13 protein-coding genes are annotated in these 17,240 nt (G+C 65.0%); all 13 read right to left on the bottom strand.

Features of this window, described 5'->3' with window-relative positions:
* Window positions 1-370 precede the first annotated feature (370 nt).
* Window positions 371-1,069: an urea ABC transporter ATP-binding subunit UrtE gene (urtE, locus tag H3H51_RS00210; protein WP_183087007.1), complete on the bottom strand. Its 699-nt coding sequence runs from the start codon at window positions 1,067-1,069 to the stop codon at window positions 371-373.
* A gap of 136 nt (window positions 1,070-1,205) precedes the next feature.
* Entirely contained in the window at window positions 1,206-2,066 is an 861-nt protein-coding gene (gene urtD / locus H3H51_RS00205; RefSeq protein ID WP_183087006.1) for an urea ABC transporter ATP-binding protein UrtD, read from the bottom strand.
* On the bottom strand, window positions 2,066-3,145 hold the full coding sequence (gene urtC, locus H3H51_RS00200; protein ID WP_183087005.1) for an urea ABC transporter permease subunit UrtC: 1,080 nt from the start codon (window positions 3,143-3,145) through the stop codon (window positions 2,066-2,068). Before urtC ends, urtD begins: the two co-directional genes overlap by 1 nt.
* On the bottom strand, window positions 3,145-4,716 hold the full coding sequence (gene urtB, locus H3H51_RS00195) for an urea ABC transporter permease subunit UrtB (RefSeq protein ID WP_183087004.1): 1,572 nt from the start codon (window positions 4,714-4,716) through the stop codon (window positions 3,145-3,147). Before urtB ends, urtC begins: the two co-directional genes overlap by 1 nt.
* Window positions 4,717-4,966: 250 nt before the next feature.
* Window positions 4,967-6,235: an urea ABC transporter substrate-binding protein gene (gene urtA / locus H3H51_RS00190; protein WP_183087003.1), complete on the bottom strand. Its 1,269-nt coding sequence runs from the start codon at window positions 6,233-6,235 to the stop codon at window positions 4,967-4,969.
* Between the two features lie 288 nt (window positions 6,236-6,523).
* Complete coding sequence (locus H3H51_RS00185; RefSeq protein ID WP_183087002.1) at window positions 6,524-7,120, bottom strand: MarC family protein; 597 nt, start codon at window positions 7,118-7,120, stop codon at window positions 6,524-6,526.
* Window positions 7,121-7,180: 60 nt separating this feature from the next.
* Complete coding sequence (locus H3H51_RS00180) at window positions 7,181-9,979, bottom strand: hybrid sensor histidine kinase/response regulator (protein ID WP_183087001.1); 2,799 nt, start codon at window positions 9,977-9,979, stop codon at window positions 7,181-7,183.
* A gap of 137 nt (window positions 9,980-10,116) precedes the next feature.
* Complete coding sequence (gene purD, locus H3H51_RS00175; protein WP_183087000.1) at window positions 10,117-11,409, bottom strand: phosphoribosylamine--glycine ligase; 1,293 nt, start codon at window positions 11,407-11,409, stop codon at window positions 10,117-10,119.
* A 222-nt stretch (window positions 11,410-11,631) separates the two neighbouring features.
* Window positions 11,632-13,239, bottom strand: coding sequence for a bifunctional phosphoribosylaminoimidazolecarboxamide formyltransferase/IMP cyclohydrolase (gene purH, locus H3H51_RS00170; protein WP_183086999.1), 1,608 nt, complete (start codon window positions 13,237-13,239; stop codon window positions 11,632-11,634).
* A 78-nt stretch (window positions 13,240-13,317) separates the two neighbouring features.
* Window positions 13,318-13,653 carry a DNA-binding transcriptional regulator Fis gene (gene fis / locus H3H51_RS00165; protein WP_183086998.1) on the bottom strand — a complete coding sequence of 112 codons (336 nt, stop codon included), beginning with the start codon at window positions 13,651-13,653 and terminating at the stop codon, window positions 13,318-13,320.
* On the bottom strand, window positions 13,650-14,648 hold the full coding sequence (dusB, locus tag H3H51_RS00160; RefSeq protein ID WP_183087994.1) for a tRNA dihydrouridine synthase DusB: 999 nt from the start codon (window positions 14,646-14,648) through the stop codon (window positions 13,650-13,652). Before dusB ends, fis begins: the two co-directional genes overlap by 4 nt.
* Window positions 14,649-14,860: 212 nt before the next feature.
* Entirely contained in the window at window positions 14,861-16,237 is a 1,377-nt protein-coding gene (locus H3H51_RS00155; RefSeq protein WP_183086997.1) for a DUF3426 domain-containing protein, read from the bottom strand.
* A 75-nt stretch (window positions 16,238-16,312) separates the two neighbouring features.
* Window positions 16,313-17,191 carry a 50S ribosomal protein L11 methyltransferase gene (gene prmA, locus H3H51_RS00150; RefSeq protein ID WP_183086996.1) on the bottom strand — a complete coding sequence of 293 codons (879 nt, stop codon included), beginning with the start codon at window positions 17,189-17,191 and terminating at the stop codon, window positions 16,313-16,315.
* Between the last annotated feature and the right edge of the window lie 49 nt (window positions 17,192-17,240).

Here is a 17,240-nt window from a genome sequence, read left to right as displayed (position 1 = left end):
TTTCCACCCTACGATCAGGCACTAGGCACCGTAGGGTGGATGGCGCTTTATCCATCCACCAGAGCCGGCAACGCGGTAGCGGGTGAGCCTGCCTACGCGGGAGCGTTATGTGCAGCTCCGTCATCCCCGCGAAGGCGGGACAGCAGCTCCATCGCTGAACAGCGCTTGCGCTGGCCCGAAGGGGAATAATCCAGTTACCGGCAGCGCAGGGATTCCTGCCTCACTGTGCTGGCTGAGGGATTTCTGGGTTCCCGCCTGCGCGGGAACGACGGGGTAGGGCGGGTGGAACCCGCGTTGCGGATCACGCGGGTTGCACCCGCCCTACATGTCTATGCCGCTCCGTACTTGCCGTCGATGGAGCGTGGGGCCGTTAGATCGCCACCAGCCCGCGCACGCCATCGGCCTCCATGGTCTCGCCACGGCCTTGCTGGATGATTTCGCCACGGCTCATCACCAGGTACTGGTCGGCCAGTTCGGCGGCGAAGTCGTAGAACTGCTCCACCAGCAGGATCGCCATGTCGCCACGTTCGGCGAGTTTCTTGATCACCGCGCCGATCTCCTTGATCACCGAGGGCTGGATGCCTTCGGTGGGCTCGTCGAGGATCAGCAGGCGCGGTTGGCTGGACAGCGCGCGGCCGATGGCCAGCTGTTGCTGCTGGCCGCCGGAGAGGTCGCCGCCGCGGCGCTGCTTCATCTGCAGCAGCACCGGGAACAGCTCATAGATGAAGGCGGGCACTTCCTTGGCCTGGCTGCCGGGGAAGCGTGACAGGCCCATCAGCAGGTTCTCTTCCACCGTCAGGCGCGGGAAGATTTCGCGGCCCTGTGGCACGTAGGCGATGCCCGAGTGCACGCGCTGGTGCGGCTTGAACCCGGTGATCGGCTTGCCTTCCCAGTTCACCGCGCCCTGCTTGGCCGGGATCAGGCCCATCAGGCATTTGAGCAGGGTGGTCTTGCCCACGCCGTTACGGCCGAGCAGGCAGGTGACTTCGCCCACCTTGGCCTCGAACGACAGGCCCCGCAGGATGTGGCTGCCGCCGTAGTACTGGTGAAGCTGTTGGACTTGCAGCATGTCGATGTCCTGTTTTCAGTCGTGGGAGCGGCTTCAGCCGCGATACCCCTGTAGGCTAAAAAAGCATCGCGGCTAAAGCCGCTCCCACGGTTTTGCGAAGTAGGGTGGATGGCCGCAGCCATCCACCACTCGCGGTTCAGCGGCCGAGGTAGACCTCGATCACCCGTTCGTTGGCCTGCACGTCTTCCAGCGAGCCTTCGGCCAGCACGCTGCCCTGGTGCAGCACGGTGACGTGGTCGGCGATGGAGCCGACGAAGCCCATGTCGTGCTCCACCACCATCAGCGAGTGCTTGCGTGCCAGCGACTTGAACAGCTCGGCGGTGAACTCGGTCTCGGCGTCGGTCATGCCCGCCACCGGCTCGTCGAGCAGCAGCAGCTGCGGGTCCTGGACCAGCAGCATGCCGATCTCGAGGAACTGCTTCTGGCCATGGGAGAGCAACCCGGCCGGGCGCTGGCGCGAGGCTTCCAGGCGAATGGTGGTGAGCACTTCTTCGATGCGAGCCCTTTGCTCGCCGGAGAGTTTCGCGCGCAGGCTGGCCCATACCGACTTGTTGGTCTTCAGCGCCAGTTCGAGGTTTTCAAACACCGACAGCGCCTCAAATACCGTGGGCTTCTGGAACTTGCGACCGATGCCGTGCTGGGCGATTTGCACCTCGCTCAGGCTGGTCAGGTCGAGGGTTTCGCCGAAGTAGGCGTGGCCGTTGTCGGGTCGGGTCTTGCCGGTGATCACGTCCATCATGGTGGTCTTGCCGGCGCCGTTGGGGCCGATGATGCAGCGCAGCTCGCCGACGCCGATGTACAGGTTGAGGTCGGTCAGGGCCTTGAAGCCGTCGAAGCTGACGTTGATGCCTTCCAGGGTCAGGATGGTGCCGTGGCGTACATCCAGGCCCTTGGCCGCCGCGCTGCCGAGGCCGACGGCCTCGCGGCTGGTGCCGGCGTCCTGGTTGGGATTGTAGGCGGGCTCGAGCATGAAGTCGGGGACCGGCGTGGCGCGCATCATTGCTCTCCTTTCTTGTTGAGCAGGCCGATCACGCCCTTGGGCAGGAACAGCGTGACGACGATGAACAGGGCGCCCAGGGCGAACAGCCAGTACTCGGGGAAGGCCACGGTGAACCAGCTCTTCATGCCGTTGACGATACCGGCGCCGAGCAGCGGGCCGATCAGCGTGCCGCGCCCGCCGAGGGCGACCCAGACGGCGGCCTCGATGGAGTTGGTCGGCGACATTTCGCTGGGGTTGATGATGCCCACCAGCGGCACGTACAGCGCGCCAGCCAGGCCGCACAGCACGGCGCTCAGCACCCAGATGAACAGCTTGTAGCCGCGCGGGTCGTAGCCGCAGAACATCAGGCGGTTTTCCGCATCGCGCAGGGCGGTGAGCACACGGCCGAACTTGCTCTTGGCCAGCTTCCAGCCCAGCAGCAGGCTGCCGGTCAAGAGCAACACGGTGCACAGGAACAGCACGGCGCGGGTGCCGGGTGCGGTGATGTCGAAGCCGAGGATGCTGCGGAAGTTGGTGAAGCCGTTGTTGCCGCCGAAACCGGTTTCGTTGCGGAAGAACAGCAGCATGCCGGCGAAGGTCAGGGCCTGGGTCATGATCGAGAAATACACGCCCTTGATCCGCGAGCGGAAGGCGAAGAAGCCGAACACCAGGGCCAGCAGGCCGGGCGCCAACACCACCAGGCATAGGGCCCAGAGGAAATTGGAGGTGCCGTACCAGTACCACGGCAACTCGGTCCAGGAGAGGAACACCATGAACGCGGGCAGGCCGTCGCCGGCGCTTTCGCGCATCAGGTACATGCCCATGGCATAGCCGCCGAGGGCGAAGAACAGGCCGTGGCCGAGCGACAGCAGGCCGGCGTAACCCCAGACCAGATCGAGCGCCAGGGCGACGATGCAGTAGCAGAGGATCTTGCCCACCAGAGTCAGGCTGTAGGCCGAGACCTGCAGCGGGTTGTCGGCCGGCAGCAGGTGCAGCAGCGGCATGGCCAGGAGGATGGACAGCACCACGGCGCCGACGGCCAGGGTCAGTTTGGGGCCGGCTTTTTGCGCGGCGGTGATTGCGAGTGGCTGGTTCATCAGTCGATCACCCGTCCTTTCAGTGCGAAGAGACCTTGGGGTCGTTTCTGGATAAACAGGATGATCAGCGCCAGGATCAGGATCTTGCCCAGCACTGCGCCGATCTGCGGTTCGAGAATCTTGTTCGCCACGCCGAGGCCGAAGGCGGCCATCACGCTACCGGCGAGCTGGCCGACGCCGCCGAGCACCACCACCAGGAAGGAGTCGATGATGTAGCTCTGGCCGAGGTCCGGGCCGACGTTGCCGATCTGGCTGAGGGCCACGCCGCCGAGCCCGGCGATGCCGGAGCCGAGGCCGAAGGCGAGCATGTCCACGCGCCCGGTGGGCACGCCGCAGCAGGCGGCCATGTTGCGGTTCTGCGTGACCGCGCGGACGTTGAGGCCGAGGCGGGTCTTGTTCAGCAGCAGCCAGGTCAGCGCCACGACGAACAGGGCGAAACCGATGATGACGATGCGGCTGTAGGGCAGCACCAGGTTCGGCAGCACCTGGATGCCGCCGGACAGCCAGGCCGGGTTGGCCACTTCGACGTTCTGCGCGCCGAACACCAGGCGCACGGCCTGGATCAGCATCAGGCTGATGCCCCAGGTGGCCAACAGGGTTTCCAGCGGGCGGCCGTAGAGGTGGCGGATCACCGTGCGCTCCAGGGCCATGCCGATGGCGGCGGTGACGAAGAAGGCAATCGGCAGCGCGGCCAGCGGGTACAGCGCCAGGTATTCGGGGGCGAGGCGCTGGAAGCTCAGTTGCACCACGTAGGTGGTGTAGGCGCCGAGCATCAGCATCTCGCCGTGGGCCATGTTGATCACCCCGAGCAGGCCGAAGGTGATGGCCAGGCCGAGCGCGGCCAGCAGCAGGATCGAACCGAGCGACAGGCCGCTGAAGGCCTGGCCGAGCAGTTCACCCATCAGCAGGCGGCGCTTGATCTGCGCCAGGCTGGTTTCGGCGGCGGTGCGCACACCGGCATCGCTTTCCACGCTGGGATCGAGCAGCGCTTCGAGGCGGGTGCGGGCCAGCGGTTCGCCGGTCTCGCCGAGCAGGCGCACGGCGCTGAGGCGGATGGCCGGGTTCGGATCGACCAACTGCAGGTTGGCCAGGGCCAGCGCCAGGGCGTCACGCACGCTGGCGTCGGCCTCCTGGGTGACGCGTGCATTGAGCAGCGGCAGTTGCGCCGGCTTGGCGCTCTTCTGTAGCAACTGGGCGGCGGCCAGGCGTACGGCGGGGGCGTCGTCGAGTAGTTGATGGCTGGCCTGGGTGGTGGCCAGCAAACCACGCAGGCGGTTGTTCAGGCGTAGTTTCTTCGGTGTGCCGTCGGGGCGTGCCGGGCCATCGGCGGTTTGCCAGGCGCCGTCTTGTTCGAAGTAGGGCGTCTTGCTGCTGTCACTGCCAACGCGGCCTTGTTGCAGGGCGTCGAGCAGGGGCAAGCGAGCGGGATCGGGCTCGGCGGCCCAGTGTTCCAGCAGTTTGGCCTGCTGGGTCGGGTTGGCCGCGACGAAGTCGCTGGCGTCACCGGCATGAGCGGTCAATGACAGCAGAAGCGCCAGTGACAGGAGCATTCGGTACAGGGCAGTGGGCATTTCAGGGTCCTTGGCTGTGCTGGGCGGCCCCGCCCCTATCCCAGGAGGGGAGGGGAGAAGAGCACGTCAGCATTGGCGGCCGACTTCCTTTCCTGACGGGAAGGAGGACGGAGCCCCAGTGTGCAGGGGCGTTCCGATCCACGCTGGACAGTCCCCTCTCCCTGCGGGAGAGGGCTAGGGTGAGGGGTGGGCGCCTTCAGGGCACCTCGTCGCTCACCTCAGCCCCTCAAGGAGGAGGGGCGTCTGGCTTTTAGTTCGACTTAACCGCGTAGTCCGGTTTCTTGTCGTTGCCGGGGATGTACGGGCTCCACGGCTGGGCGCGCAGCGGACCTTCGGTCTGCCAGACGATGGAGAACTGACCGTCATCCTGGACTTCGCCGATCATCACCGGCTTGTGCAGGTGGTGGTTGGTCTTGTCCATGGTTAGGGTGTAGCCGCTTGGCGCGGCGAAGGTCTGGCCAGCCAGGGCTTCGCGAACCTTGTCGACGTCGGTGCTGCCGGCCTTCTCCACGGCCTGGGCCCACATGTTGATGCCGACGTAGGTGGCTTCCATGGGGTCGTTGGTCACGGCCGTCTGGTAGTTCGGCAGGTTCTTGGCCTTGGCATAGGCCTTCCACTTGTCGACAAAGGCGGTGTTGACCGGGTTGTCCACGGACTGGAAGTAGTTCCAGGCTGCCAGTTGGCCCACCAGCGGCTTGGTGTCGATGCCGCGCAGTTCTTCCTCGCCAACGGAGAAAGCGACCACCGGGATGTCGGTGGCTTCGATGCCCTGGTTGGCCAGTTCCTTGTAGAACGGCACGTTGGAGTCGCCGTTGACGGTGGATATCACCGCAGTCTTGCCGCCGGCGGAGAACTTCTTGATGTTGGCGACGATGGTTTGGTAGTCGCTATGCCCGAAGGGGGTGTAGACCTCTTCGATGTCCTTGTCGGCCACGCCCTTGCTGTGCAGGAAGCTGCGCAGGATCTTGTTGGTGGTGCGCGGGTAGACGTAGTCGGTACCCAGCAGGAAGTAGCGCTTGGCGGCGCCGCCGTCTTCGCTCATCAGGTATTCCACGGCCGGGATGGCCTGCTGGTTTGGCGCGGCGCCGGTGTAGAACACGTTCGGCGACATTTCTTCGCCTTCGTACTGCACCGGGTAGAACAGCAGGCCGTTGAGCTCTTCGAACACCGGCAGCACGGATTTGCGCGACACCGAGGTCCAGCAGCCGAAGACCACGTCAACCTTGTCCTGGGTCAGCAGCTGGCGTGCCTTCTCGGCGAACAGCGGCCAGTTGGAAGCCGGGTCGACCACGACCGGCTCAAGCTTCTTGCCATTGACGCCGCCCTTGGCGTTGATTTCATCAATGGTCATCAGCGCCATGTCTTTCAGCGAGGTTTCCGAGATCGCCATGGTGCCGGACAGCGAGTGCAGGATGCCGACCTTGATGGTCTCGGCAGCTTGCAGGCTGTAGGGGAACAGGCCGCTGAGCAGCAGGGCACTGGCAGCGAGGGTAGATTTCAACAGTGGACGGCGTTTCATCTTGTTAGGGCTCCATGCGCAACTGAGGGAAACCGGGGGCCTGGTCGCGAACTGCAGGAGCGGCGAACAAGCGCAGGGGTCGTCAGTCCTTTGGCAGCATCCGTGCCAAGCGTCGTAAAGCCTTGACCTTAAAGGGTTCCTCGATCCTCGCTGAATCACACCGAGAAGACCCGTGCACGCAAGTGGTGCGCAAAAAGGCGCCTGGGGCAGCTTTGTCGACGAACTGCACTTTTTTGTGGCGCGGGGCGGGGTGGAACGCGAGTGACCGGGATTCGCTGCGCCGCCGCGCTATGGCAGCAGGTAGCCGCGAATCCCGGTGAAGATGATCTGCGCGGCCAGGGCGCAGACGAACAGGCCCATCAACCGGCTGAGAATCTGCAGGCCCTGTTGGCCGAGCAGGCGCTCGACCTGGTCGGAGAGGTACAGCACCAGGCCGACCGTGACGCTGGCCAGGGCTATGGCGATGATGGAGGCGAGCTTGTCGTCCCACTCCGGCTGGCTGATGCCCATTACCAGCAGCGCGCCGATGGTGCCGGGACCGACGGTCAGAGGGATGGTCAGCGGCACGATGGTCACGTCCTGCTGCACGTTGTCCGACTGCACCGCGGACTTGCCCTGGGCCATGCCCAGCGCCGAGATGAACAGCACCGAACCGGCGCCGATGCGGAAGGCGTCGGCGGTGATGCCGAAGATCTCGAAGATGGCCTTGCCGAACAGGTAGAGCAACACGCTGGAAATCAGGGTGCCGAGGGCGACCTTCCAGGCCAGCTTCTTGCGCTCTTTGACGCTATATCCCGGGGTCAGGCTGATGAAGCAGGACAGCACGAAAAACGGGCTGTAGAGCACCAGCATCTTCAGGTAGACGGTGAACAACAGGGAGAGCATGGGCAGAACTCGTCAAAAAGGCATGGCGCAAGCATAGCGGGCGCCACTGCCGAAAGGGGCTCAGGAGGTGAGGGCGTTGTGCTGGTCGCGGCGCTGTTTTTCGCTGACCCAGTGGGCGACCAGCTCGCGCAGCTGGGACATTTCCACCGGTTTGGCCATGTGCCCGTCCATGCCGACCTGGCGTGCGCGTTCTTTGTGTTCGCTGAGGATGTGCGCGGTCAGGGCCACCACCGGTGTGCGGCTGCGTTGCTCGCGGAGTTCCCAGGCGCGCAATTGTTCGGTGGCGCTGAAGCCGTCGAGCACCGGCATTTCGCAATCCATCAGCACCAGGTCGTACTGCTGCGCCTGCATGGCGCGCAGGGCTTCCTCGCCATTGCTGGCGGTATCCGGTTGCAGGTTGAGCTTGCTCAGCATGCCGCGGATGACCTTGGTGGAGATGCTGTTGTCCTCGGCCACCAGAATGCGGAAGTCGCCTGGCACCGTCACGCTATCGCTGGCCGGGCTGAGCACCGTCGCGGGGCTGCCACTGTTGCGCTGGGCCAGTTCGTCGGCGAGGGTGGTCTTCAGGGTGTAGCCGGCCACCGGCTTGGCGAGGATGCGTTTGATCCCGGCATTGCGCGCGATGATCTTGCTCGGCGCGTTGCTGATGCCGGTGAGCATTACCAGCAGGATGTCGTGGTTGAGGCTGGGGTCTTCCTTGATCTTGGCCGCCAGTTGCATGCCGGTCATGCCCGGCATGTCCTGGTCGAGCAGGACCACGTCGAAGAACTCCTTGAGGTGCGCCTTGGTCCGCAGCAGCGCCAGGGCCTCCTTGCCGGATGCCACCGCGCTGGCCTGCAGGCCCCAGGCGCTGCACTGCTGCACCAGCAGCTTGCGGCAGGTCTCGTTGTCGTCCACTACCAGCAGGCGCGCGCCCTGCAGCGGGCCGTCGAGGTCGGCGGTGGGGTGTTCCAGGCGTTCGGCGTCGAGCGGCAGGTTGAGCCACAGGGTGCTGCCCTGGGCGCCGCCGCTCTGGATGCCGAATTCGCCGTCCATCAGGCGGATCAGCTGGCGCGCGATGATCAGGCCGAGGCGCCCGCCGAGCTTGCTGGCGCTGAGGAAGTCGGTGCTGTGCAGTTCGGTGTTGAGCAGGGCATCGCGCTCGTGGGCGTCCAGCGGGCGGCCGCTGTCCTGCACGGCGATGCGCAGGCGCGGGGTTTTGCCGGTGCTGTCGAGGGCGACGACGAGGAGGATCTCGCCTTCGTCGGTCTGCCGGAAGGCGTTGTCGAGCAGGCTCAGCAGGGCCTGGCGCAGGCGCGTCGGGTCACCGCTGATGACCCGTGGCACTTGCGGCTGCATGAAGCTGATCAGCTCGACGCGCTGCTGCTCGGCCTTGGCGCGGAAGATATCCAGGCAGTCGTCGATCAGCGCGTTGAGGTCGAACTGCACGTCGTCCAGTTCGATCTGCCCGGACTCCAGCTTGGAGATGTCGAGGATCTCGTTGATCAGGGTCAGCAGCTCGTTGCCGGAGCTGTGGATGGTCTGCACGTAGTCGCGTTGCTTGGCCGACAGCGGGGTGCCGAGCAGCAGCTCGGTCATGCCCAGTACGCCGTTCATCGGGGTGCGGATTTCGTGGCTCATCTTGGCCAGGAACTCGGCCTTGGCCCTGAGCTCGGCGCTGGTGGCGGCTTCGCTGGTGCGCTGCTGCAGGGTGTCGTCCTGCAACTGCTGTTGGCGTTCGGCCAGGGCCATGCTGAGGAGCAGGCCGCAGAGCATGGCCAGGCTGAATACGCAGAGCACCAGCCAGCCGGGGTTGAGCTGGTCGAAACCGAATAGCACCGGAATCAGCGCGGCGAAGCCGATGCAGAAGACCAGCATGCCGGCGAGGATCAGACGGGCCGGCCTATAACCCGCGCGCCAGTGGACGAAGGCCACCAGTGGCACGCTGACGGACGTCATGATCACCAGGCTGTAGACCAGCCAGCTGTGCCAGAACAGGCCGGTGAACAGAATCATCAGCGCGACGCAGGCCAGCACCAGCAGTTCGGCATGCAGCAGGTGCCGCAGCGGGTGACGTTCGCTGGCGGTGCCGCGGAAGAAGCTGAGGGTGAAGCTGGTCAGGCAGAACGCCGTGACCAGTGCCGAAATGTCGGCGATCAGCGACTGGTTGTAGCTCTGTGCGGGCAACCACACCGCCAGCAGCCCGAGGTTGCAAGTGGCGGACAGCGCCAGGGTGGCGTGCATGCCGGCCAGCCAGAGGTTGCTGCTGGTGGGCGAGTAGGCCATGCGCAGCAGGTTGAACAGCGCCAGCAGCAGCAGGCCGCCGAGCAGGGCGCCGAACAGGTAGGCGGGTTTCTCCTGGGTGACCAGCTCCGCCTGGTCGATGGCCTTGAACCACAGCATCTGCGCGTGGTTGGAGGTCAGGCGCATGTAGGCGACGCGCGGCTGGCCGTCATTCGGCGTGGGGAACAGGTAGGCCCGCGAGGGCAGCGGACGGGTGTTCAGGGGCAGCGCTTCGCCGGTCTGCAGCTGTTGCTCCAGCTGGTCACCGTGCAGCAGGTAGTAGTCGAGGTGTTGCACCCGTGGGGCAAACAGCCACAGCCAATGCGGCTGCTGGTAAGCGGGAAGGGCGATGCGCAGCCAGATGGCCTGGGGTGAAGCGGGGAAGGTAATGGCACGACGATCAAGGGGCTGGAAGCGCGAGGTCTGCGACTGGACCTCGGCAAAAGTCATGCGCGCGCTCTTGTCCAGCAGGATCGACCAATTCTCCGCAGCGTCAGCGGTGTTGGCTGTACTGGCCTGCACTGGCGCCATTGCCAGACAGAAAACACAGAGCAGCAGACTGGCGACCAGTCCTGTGGCGATCCTGAGCCGTCGCACGAGCGAAGTCCCTTCGTGGTGAATCCCCGGATTATAGCCATGGCAACTGTACAAAAGGCAGCCATAGGGCTGCCTTTGTAGGGGATTTACCGCTTCTTTATCCGCGTTGCCGGCGGGTAAAGGGGGCTGTCGACGTCTCAGCCTTCGCCGCGTTCGCGGGCAATGGCGCGGTAGCCGATGTCGTTGCGGTAGAAACTGCCGTTCCAGCGGATCTTCTCGGCCAGGCGGTAGGCCTGTTGCTGCGCTTCTTCAACCGTACGGCCGATGGCGGTGGCGCAGAGTACGCGGCCGCCCGCGGTGACGACGTCGCCGGCTGCGTTCAGCGCGGTGCCGGCATGGAATACCTTGCCGTCGAATTGCGCGGCGTCGTCCAGGCCTTCGATCACATCACCCTTGGCGTAGTCGGCCGGGTAGCCGCCAGCGGCGATCACCACGCCCACGGTCGGACGCGGGTCCCAGGTGGCTTCGACCTTGTTCAGGGCCTTGGCCAGTGCGGCCTCGACCAGCAGCACCAGGGAGCTTTCGAGGCGCACCATGATCGGCTGGGTTTCCGGGTCGCCGAAGCGGCAGTTGAACTCGATGACTTTCGGGTTGCCGGCCTTGTCGATCATCAGCCCGGCGTAGAGGAAGCCGGTGTAGACGTTGCCTTCATTGGCCATGCCGCGCACGGTCGGGTAGATGACTTCGTCCATCACCCGCTTGTGCACCTCGGCGGTGACCACCGGGGCGGGCGAGTAGGCGCCCATGCCGCCGGTGTTCGGGCCGCTGTCGGCATCGCCAACACGTTTGTGGTCCTGGCTGGTGGCCATCGGCAGCACGTTCTCGCCGTCGACCATGACAATGAAGCTGGCTTCTTCGCCATCGAGGAATTCCTCGATCACCACGCGCGAACCGGCTTCGCCGAAGGCATTGCCGGCGAGCATGTCGCGCACGGCGTCTTCGGCCTCGCTCAGGGTCATGGCGACGATCACGCCTTTACCGGCGGCCAGGCCGTCGGCCTTGATCACGATCGGTGCGCCTTTCTCGCGCAGGTAGGCCAGGGCCGGCTCTACCTCGGTGAAGTTCTGGTAGTCGGCCGTCGGAATTTGCTGGCGGGCGAGGAAGTCCTTGGTGAAGGCCTTGGAGCCTTCCAGCTGCGCGGCGGCGGCGGTGGGGCCGAAGATGTCCAGCTTGCGCGCGCGGAACAGATCGACCACACCTTTCACCAGCGGCGCTTCCGGGCCGACGATGGTCAGCTGCACGTTCTTCTCGGCGAAGTCGGCCAGCTGCTCGATGGCCAGCACGTCGATGGCGACGTTCTCGCACTTGGCTTCGGTGGCGGTGCCAGCGTTGCCCGGGGCGACGAAGACTTTGCTGACGCGCTTGTCCTGCGCCACTTTCCAGGCCAGGGCGTGTTCACGACCGCCGCTGCCGATGATCAATACGTTCATGTCTGTCTCCTTGTGGAGGCGGGCCGGTGGCCCGTTTGGTGGATAAGCAAAGTGTTATCCACCCTACGAAAATCTTGCTTCTAACAAACTATCGGGCCGTGATGGAGCGGGTGGATGCGAGGCGCGGACGACTTCGATAAGCGCAGTTGCCGACTGGCAATGAGCATTAGCGAAGTCGTCCGCAACGACGCAGACGCCTGCTACAGCGCGGCCGCGCCACGGTTAGTGGCGGAAGTGGCGCATGCCGGTGAATACCATGGCGATGCCGGCTTCGTCGGCTGCAGCGATGACTTCGGCATCGCGCATCGAGCCGCCTGGCTGAATCACCGCGGTGATGCCGTTGGCGGCGGCGTTGTCCAGACCGTCGCGGAACGGGAAGAAGGCGTCGGAGGCCATCACCGAACCGGCGACTTGCAGGCCGGCGTGCTCAGCCTTGATCGCGGCGATGCGTGCGGAGTTGACGCGGCTCATCTGGCCGGCGCCGACGCCGATGGTCTGGCGACCCTTGGCATAGACGATGGCGTTGGACTTAACGAACTTGGCCACTTTCCAGGCGAAGATCAGGTCGTGCACTTCCTGCTCGCTCGGTGCGCGCTTCGTGACGATTTTCAGGTCGTCTGCGCTGATCATGCCGATGTCGCGGCTCTGTACCAGCAGGCCACCGTTGACGCGCTTGAAGTCCCAGCCGGCGCTGCGCTCGGCCGGCCACTCGCCGCACTCGAGCAGGCGTACGTTGGCTTTGGCGGCGACCACAGCACGGGCCTCGGCGCTGATTTTCGGCGCGATGATCACTTCGACGAACTGACGCTCGACGATCGCTTGAGCGGTAGCGCCGTCCAGCTCGCGGTTGAAGGCGATGATGCCGCCGAAGGCCGACTCGGTATCAGTGGCGTAAGCCAGCTCATAGGCCTGGCGGATGCCGCCTTCGCTGTCCAGGGCCACGGCCACGCCGCACGGGTTGGCGTGCTTGACGATGACGCAGGCCGGCTTGACGAAGCTCTTGACGCATTCCAGCGCGGCGTCGGTGTCGGCCACGTTGTTGAACGACAGTTCCTTGCCCTGCAGCTGCACGGCAGTGGCGACACTGGCCTCACCTTTCTGCGCTTCCACGTAGAACGCCGCGCTCTGGTGCGGGTTCTCGCCGTAGCGCATTTCCTGGGCCTTGATGAACTGGCTGTTGAAGGTGCGCGGGAAAGCGCCGCGCTCTTCGGTGGAGAGGGTGTCGCGGCTCTGGTCGATGGTGCCCAGGTAGTTGGCGATCATGCCGTCGTAGGCAGCGGTGTGCTCGAAGGCTTTCAGCGCCAGGTCGAAGCGCTGGGCGTAGCTCAGGCCGCCGGCTTTCAGCGACTCAACGATACCGGCGTAGTCGCCGGCGTTGACCACGATGGCCACGTCTTTGTGGTTCTTCGCGGCGGAGCGGACCATGGTCGGGCCGCCGATGTCGATGTTCTCGATGGCGTCGGCCAGGTCACAGCCCGGCTTGGCCACGGTGGCGGCGAACGGGTAGAGGTTGACCGCGACCAGGTCGATCGGCTTGATGCCGTGCTCGTCCATGACCGCGCCGTCGAGGGCGCGACGGCCGAGGATGCCGCCGTGGATCTTCGGGTGCAGGGTCTTCACGCGACCGTCCATCATCTCCGGGAAGCCGGTGTAATCGGCGACTTCCACGGCGGCCACACCGTTGTCCTTGAGCAGCTTGTAGGTGCCGCCAGTGGAGAGGATTTCCACATTCAGGGCGACGAGCTCGCGGGCAAACTCGAGGATGCCGGTCTTGTCGGAGACGCTGATCAGGGCGCGGCGAACGGGGAGGCGGGTGGTCTGGTCGGTCATTGCAGAGTCCATCAGAGCGGGAAGATCAGTAAAAAAGGGCGACCTTGCGGGGTCGCCCTTTTCCATGCATTCGGTGGCTTACAGCAGATCGTATTGCTTGAGTTTCTTGCGCAGGGTGCCGCGATTCAGGCCGAGCAGCTCGGAGGCCTTGGTCTGGTTGCCCTTGACGTAGTTCATCACGGTCTCCAGCAGAGGCGCTTCGACCTCGTTGAGAACCAGGTTGTAGACGTCGGTGACATCAGCACCTTCGAGGTGAGCAAAGTAGTTGTGCAGCGCCTTCTCGACACTGCCGCGCAGGGTCTGGCCCTCTTCGCTCGGCGTGGTCAGATGCTGCTTCAGGCTGGTGTTGTCGCTCACGGGTACTGCCCCATCAAAAACTGATTCATCAAAAAAAGGCTCGGTCATCCTCGTCATGCGGCTGCCCCTTCTCCCTTGTTATGTTGTTCGGCAAAGAGCTGCCGAACCTGGGTGCATTGCGCGTCCGTAGCGTCCAGACGATTGAATTCGGCGCGAAACTCCCTGGCGCCTGGCAGGGTGGCGAGGTACCAGCCGACATGCTTGCGGGCGATACGCACACCCATCACATCGCCATAGAAGGCGTGCAGGGCGGCCAGGTGCTCCAGCAGAATCCGTTCGACTTCGTACAGCGTTGGCGCCGGCAATTCCTTGCCGGTCGCCAGGTAGTGGGCGATCTCGCGGAAAATCCACGGGCGCCCTTGCGCCGCACGACCGATCAGCAGAGCGTCGGCGCCAGTGGCATCGAGCACTGCCTTGGCCTTGTGCGGCGAATCGATGTCGCCATTGGCGAACACCGGAATCGTCACCGCCTGCTTGATCGCGGCGATGGTGTCGTACTCGGCCTCGCCAGTGTACAGGTCGGCACGGGTCCGGCCATGCACGGCCAGGGCACTGATGCCGGCCTGTTCGGCGATCTTGGCCACGGTGATGCCGTTCTTGTTCGAGCGGTCCCAGCCGGTGCGGATCTTCAGGGTGACCGGTACGTCTACCGCCTTGACCACGGCGTCGAGGATCGCACTGACCAGCTCCTCATCCTTCATCAGGGCCGAGCCGGCGGCCTTGTTGCAGACCTTCTTGGCCGGGCAGCCCATGTTGATGTCGATGATCTGTGCGCCCATTTCGACATTGCGCCGGGCCGCTTCGGCGAGCATCTCGGGATCGCCACCGGCGATCTGCACCGAGCGGGGCTCGGGATCACCGGTGTGGATCATGCGCAGGCTGGATTTGCGGCTGTTCCACAGGCGCACGTCGCTGGTGACCATCTCCGAAACCACCATGCCCGCACCCAGCTTCCGGCAGAGTTGCCGGAACGGCTGATCGGTGACACCCGCCATGGGGGCGAGGATCAACGGGTTGGGCAGCGTGTACGGGCCGATGCGTACCACCGGTATCTTCCCTGTTGTTGGGGCCTGCGAAGACGTCAGGGAAAGGCGTGGCCTGCCTGGTCTCAAAACGGCTTCATTGGAGTGCGAAAAAGGGAGGGCATGATACCCGCTCTCGATGACCGGATAAAGGTTGTTTTGAACAAATTATGAACAGTCGTCGGCTTCCCGCCGTTGGTCGGGTCGAATCGATCAAACGCTGGAAATCCGCCGCGTTCAGGCTACTCGGGGGAGTGGAAGCTTAGGCTGTAGTTGACCGCCTTGGCGCCTGGATCGGTGATCTCCAGGGACACGTGGATAGGCGTCTGCGGCGGCATTTCCGCCTGGCCGGCGAGCTCCCCGCCAAGGTACTGGCTGGGTTTGAAGCGGCTGCTGGCGAGCAACTGGCCGTTGATGTCGGCGAAGCGCAATTCCAGCAGGGGGAAGGGTTGGGCGAACGGTGCGCGGTTGTAGATGATCGCGTCGACCATCAGCGCATTCATGTAGTCCGGATGGCTGCGGACCACCAGGTTGGTGCTCTTGATCTGCTCGATATCGACCTTGGAAGGCAGGCTGCAGCCGAACTCCGGGCAGAGCTGTTCGAACCAGGGGCGGTACTGGTCCTGACGGGCCAGTTCCTCGAAGTGGTAGGACACGTACTGGCCTGCCAGGGTGGTCGCGGTCAGCAGGTTGAGCAGGCCCCAGGCGATCCAGCGGCCCCAGGGTTTCTTCGCTTCCTGCCAGTCGAGTTGCAGGGGCTCTTCGGCCAGTTCGAACAGGTTGTCTTCACGCAGGCCAGGTTCGCTGCGGCTCGGCTGCGTCGGGTTGGCGAGGCGGGTGTAGTCGGCATCGCCGATCTCATCGTCGTCCTCGGGCTCGGCCAGGGTGCTGAGCGGCGGTTCGTCACGCAGCGCAGGCTCTTCGTCCGGCAGGGGATGCTGGGCGTGGGCGAAGCTGGGTTCGCGGCGCGCCGCTGGCGGAAGGTCGTCGAGCGGTGGCGGAAAGGATGCCGGGATCGGGCGCGGCGCAGGAGCCGGCGGCACATCGATGCGCGGTTCGGCCTTGAGTTCGGGTTCGATCTTGCGTGCAGGCTTTTCGTCGATCAGCAGCGACTCGGCCCAGCTTTCGTCATGCCGATCGCGCTCGGGCTCCGGCGGGGTGAACAGGCGCTCGGACGGTTTGGGCGCGCGGTCGATGGCGAGGAAGTCCTGGGAGAGCTGCATTTCCTGCTCTTCCAGCTTGGCCAGTTCTTCGTCGAGGTCGAGGCTGTCGAGGTCGAGATCGTCGTGAATCCACAGGGTGTCGGCGGGCTTCTTCTCGGCACTTGCTGCCGGCGCGCTCGGCTTGCTTGTCGGGGCAGTGGCTGCCACGGGGCGGCTGGGCGCAGTGGCGCCGGGTTGCACCGCTGCTGGGCGTGGCGCCGCCGGAGCCGGCGCAGTAGCGGTTTCCGCACTGGGCTTGACCGCGCGGGACTGATCGACCAGCAACTGCTGGGCCGCGTTGAATACATGCAGGCAGGCCCCGCAGCGGACCGCGCCATGGGCTGCGCCCAGCTGCGCACGACTGATGCGGAAGCTGGTGCGGCAATGGGGGCACTGGGTGACGAAACTGTCGGTCATGCGGCGGTCCGGGTAAAACGAGGCGCTAGTTTACCCAAGCACAGGGCGGAAAACACAAGCTTGCATGCTACGGAACTAGCGGCGTACGCCGCTGATGCGCACCCAGCCGTCCTTGATCGCGGTCGGATCGAGGTCGAAGGCGTCCTGGTAAGCGTCGCGAACTTCCTCGGCCTGCTCGGCGAGGATGCCGGACAACGCCAGGCGACCGCCCGGCTTGACCAGGCTGGTGATCTGCGGCGCCAGTGCCACCAGCGGGCCGGCGAGAATGTTGGCGACCACCACATCGGCCTGCTGTTGGGGCAGATCGGCGGGCAGGTAGACGGGGAAGCGCGCTGGGTCGATGCCGTTGCGCGAGGCATTGTCACGCGAGGCTTCCAGGGCCTGGATGTCGATGTCGGTGCCAACTGCGTGAGGCGCGCCGAGCAGCAGGGCGGCGATAGCGAGGATGCCCGAGCCGCAGCCGAAGTCCAGTACGTTGCTGTTGCTCAGCTCCTGGCCGTCCAGCCATTCCAGGCACAGCGCGGTGGTCGGGTGGGTGCCTGTGCCGAACGCCAGGCCCGGATCGAGCAGCAGGTTGACTGCATCCGGCTCCGGTGCGGCGTGCCAGCTGGGCACGATCCACAGGCGCTGGCCGAAGCGCATCGGGTGGAAGTTGTCCATCCAGCTGCGCTCCCAGTCCTGGTCGGCGATGTGCTCGATCAGGTGCTCGGGCAACGCGGCGCCGGTTAGCAGCTCGAGGTGGGCGACCAGGTTGACCGGGTCGGTATCGGCCTCGAACAGGGCCAGCAGGTGGGTGTGCGACCACAGCGGGGTGGTGCCCAGATCCGGCTCGAAAATCGGCTGGTCTTCGGCGTCCATGAAGGTTACCGAGACTGCGCCGACGCCGAGTAGGGCGTCTTCGTAGGTCTCCGCCTGTTCCGGGGTAATGGCGAGACGGACTTGTAACCAGGGCATGGCAAACCTCGAGAACGATGTGGTGCTGGGTGCAATTGGGCGCGCAGCT

The organism is Aquipseudomonas ullengensis, assembly GCF_014174475.1.
GTDB classification, from domain to species: Bacteria; Pseudomonadota; Gammaproteobacteria; order Pseudomonadales; family Pseudomonadaceae; genus Aquipseudomonas; species Aquipseudomonas ullengensis.
Note: the sequence above shows the minus strand (reverse complement) of the source record. Positions and strands in the feature narration are given on the sequence as shown.

What these genes read in the sequence shown, in the direction of transcription:
- urtE (WP_183087007.1), bottom strand. Translation starts at nt 1,069, where the DNA reads ATGCTGCAAGTCCAACAGCTTCACCAGTACTACGGCGGCAGCCACATC.
- urtD (WP_183087006.1), bottom strand. Translation starts at nt 2,066, where the DNA reads ATGCGCGCCACGCCGGTCCCCGACTTCATGCTCGAGCCCGCCTACAAT.
- urtC (WP_183087005.1), bottom strand. Translation starts at nt 3,145, where the DNA reads ATGAACCAGCCACTCGCAATCACCGCCGCGCAAAAAGCCGGCCCCAAA.
- urtB (WP_183087004.1), bottom strand. Translation starts at nt 4,716, where the DNA reads ATGCCCACTGCCCTGTACCGAATGCTCCTGTCACTGGCGCTTCTGCTG.
- urtA (WP_183087003.1), bottom strand. Translation starts at nt 6,235, where the DNA reads ATGAAACGCCGTCCACTGTTGAAATCTACCCTCGCTGCCAGTGCCCTG.
- H3H51_RS00185 (WP_183087002.1), bottom strand. Translation starts at nt 7,120, where the DNA reads ATGCTCTCCCTGTTGTTCACCGTCTACCTGAAGATGCTGGTGCTCTAC.
- purD (WP_183087000.1), bottom strand. Translation starts at nt 11,409, where the DNA reads ATGAACGTATTGATCATCGGCAGCGGCGGTCGTGAACACGCCCTGGCC.
- purH (WP_183086999.1), bottom strand. Translation starts at nt 13,239, where the DNA reads ATGACCGACCAGACCACCCGCCTCCCCGTTCGCCGCGCCCTGATCAGC.
- fis (WP_183086998.1), bottom strand. Translation starts at nt 13,653, where the DNA reads ATGACGAGGATGACCGAGCCTTTTTTTGATGAATCAGTTTTTGATGGG.
- H3H51_RS00155 (WP_183086997.1), bottom strand. Translation starts at nt 16,237, where the DNA reads ATGACCGACAGTTTCGTCACCCAGTGCCCCCATTGCCGCACCAGCTTC.
- prmA (WP_183086996.1), bottom strand. Translation starts at nt 17,191, where the DNA reads ATGCCCTGGTTACAAGTCCGTCTCGCCATTACCCCGGAACAGGCGGAG.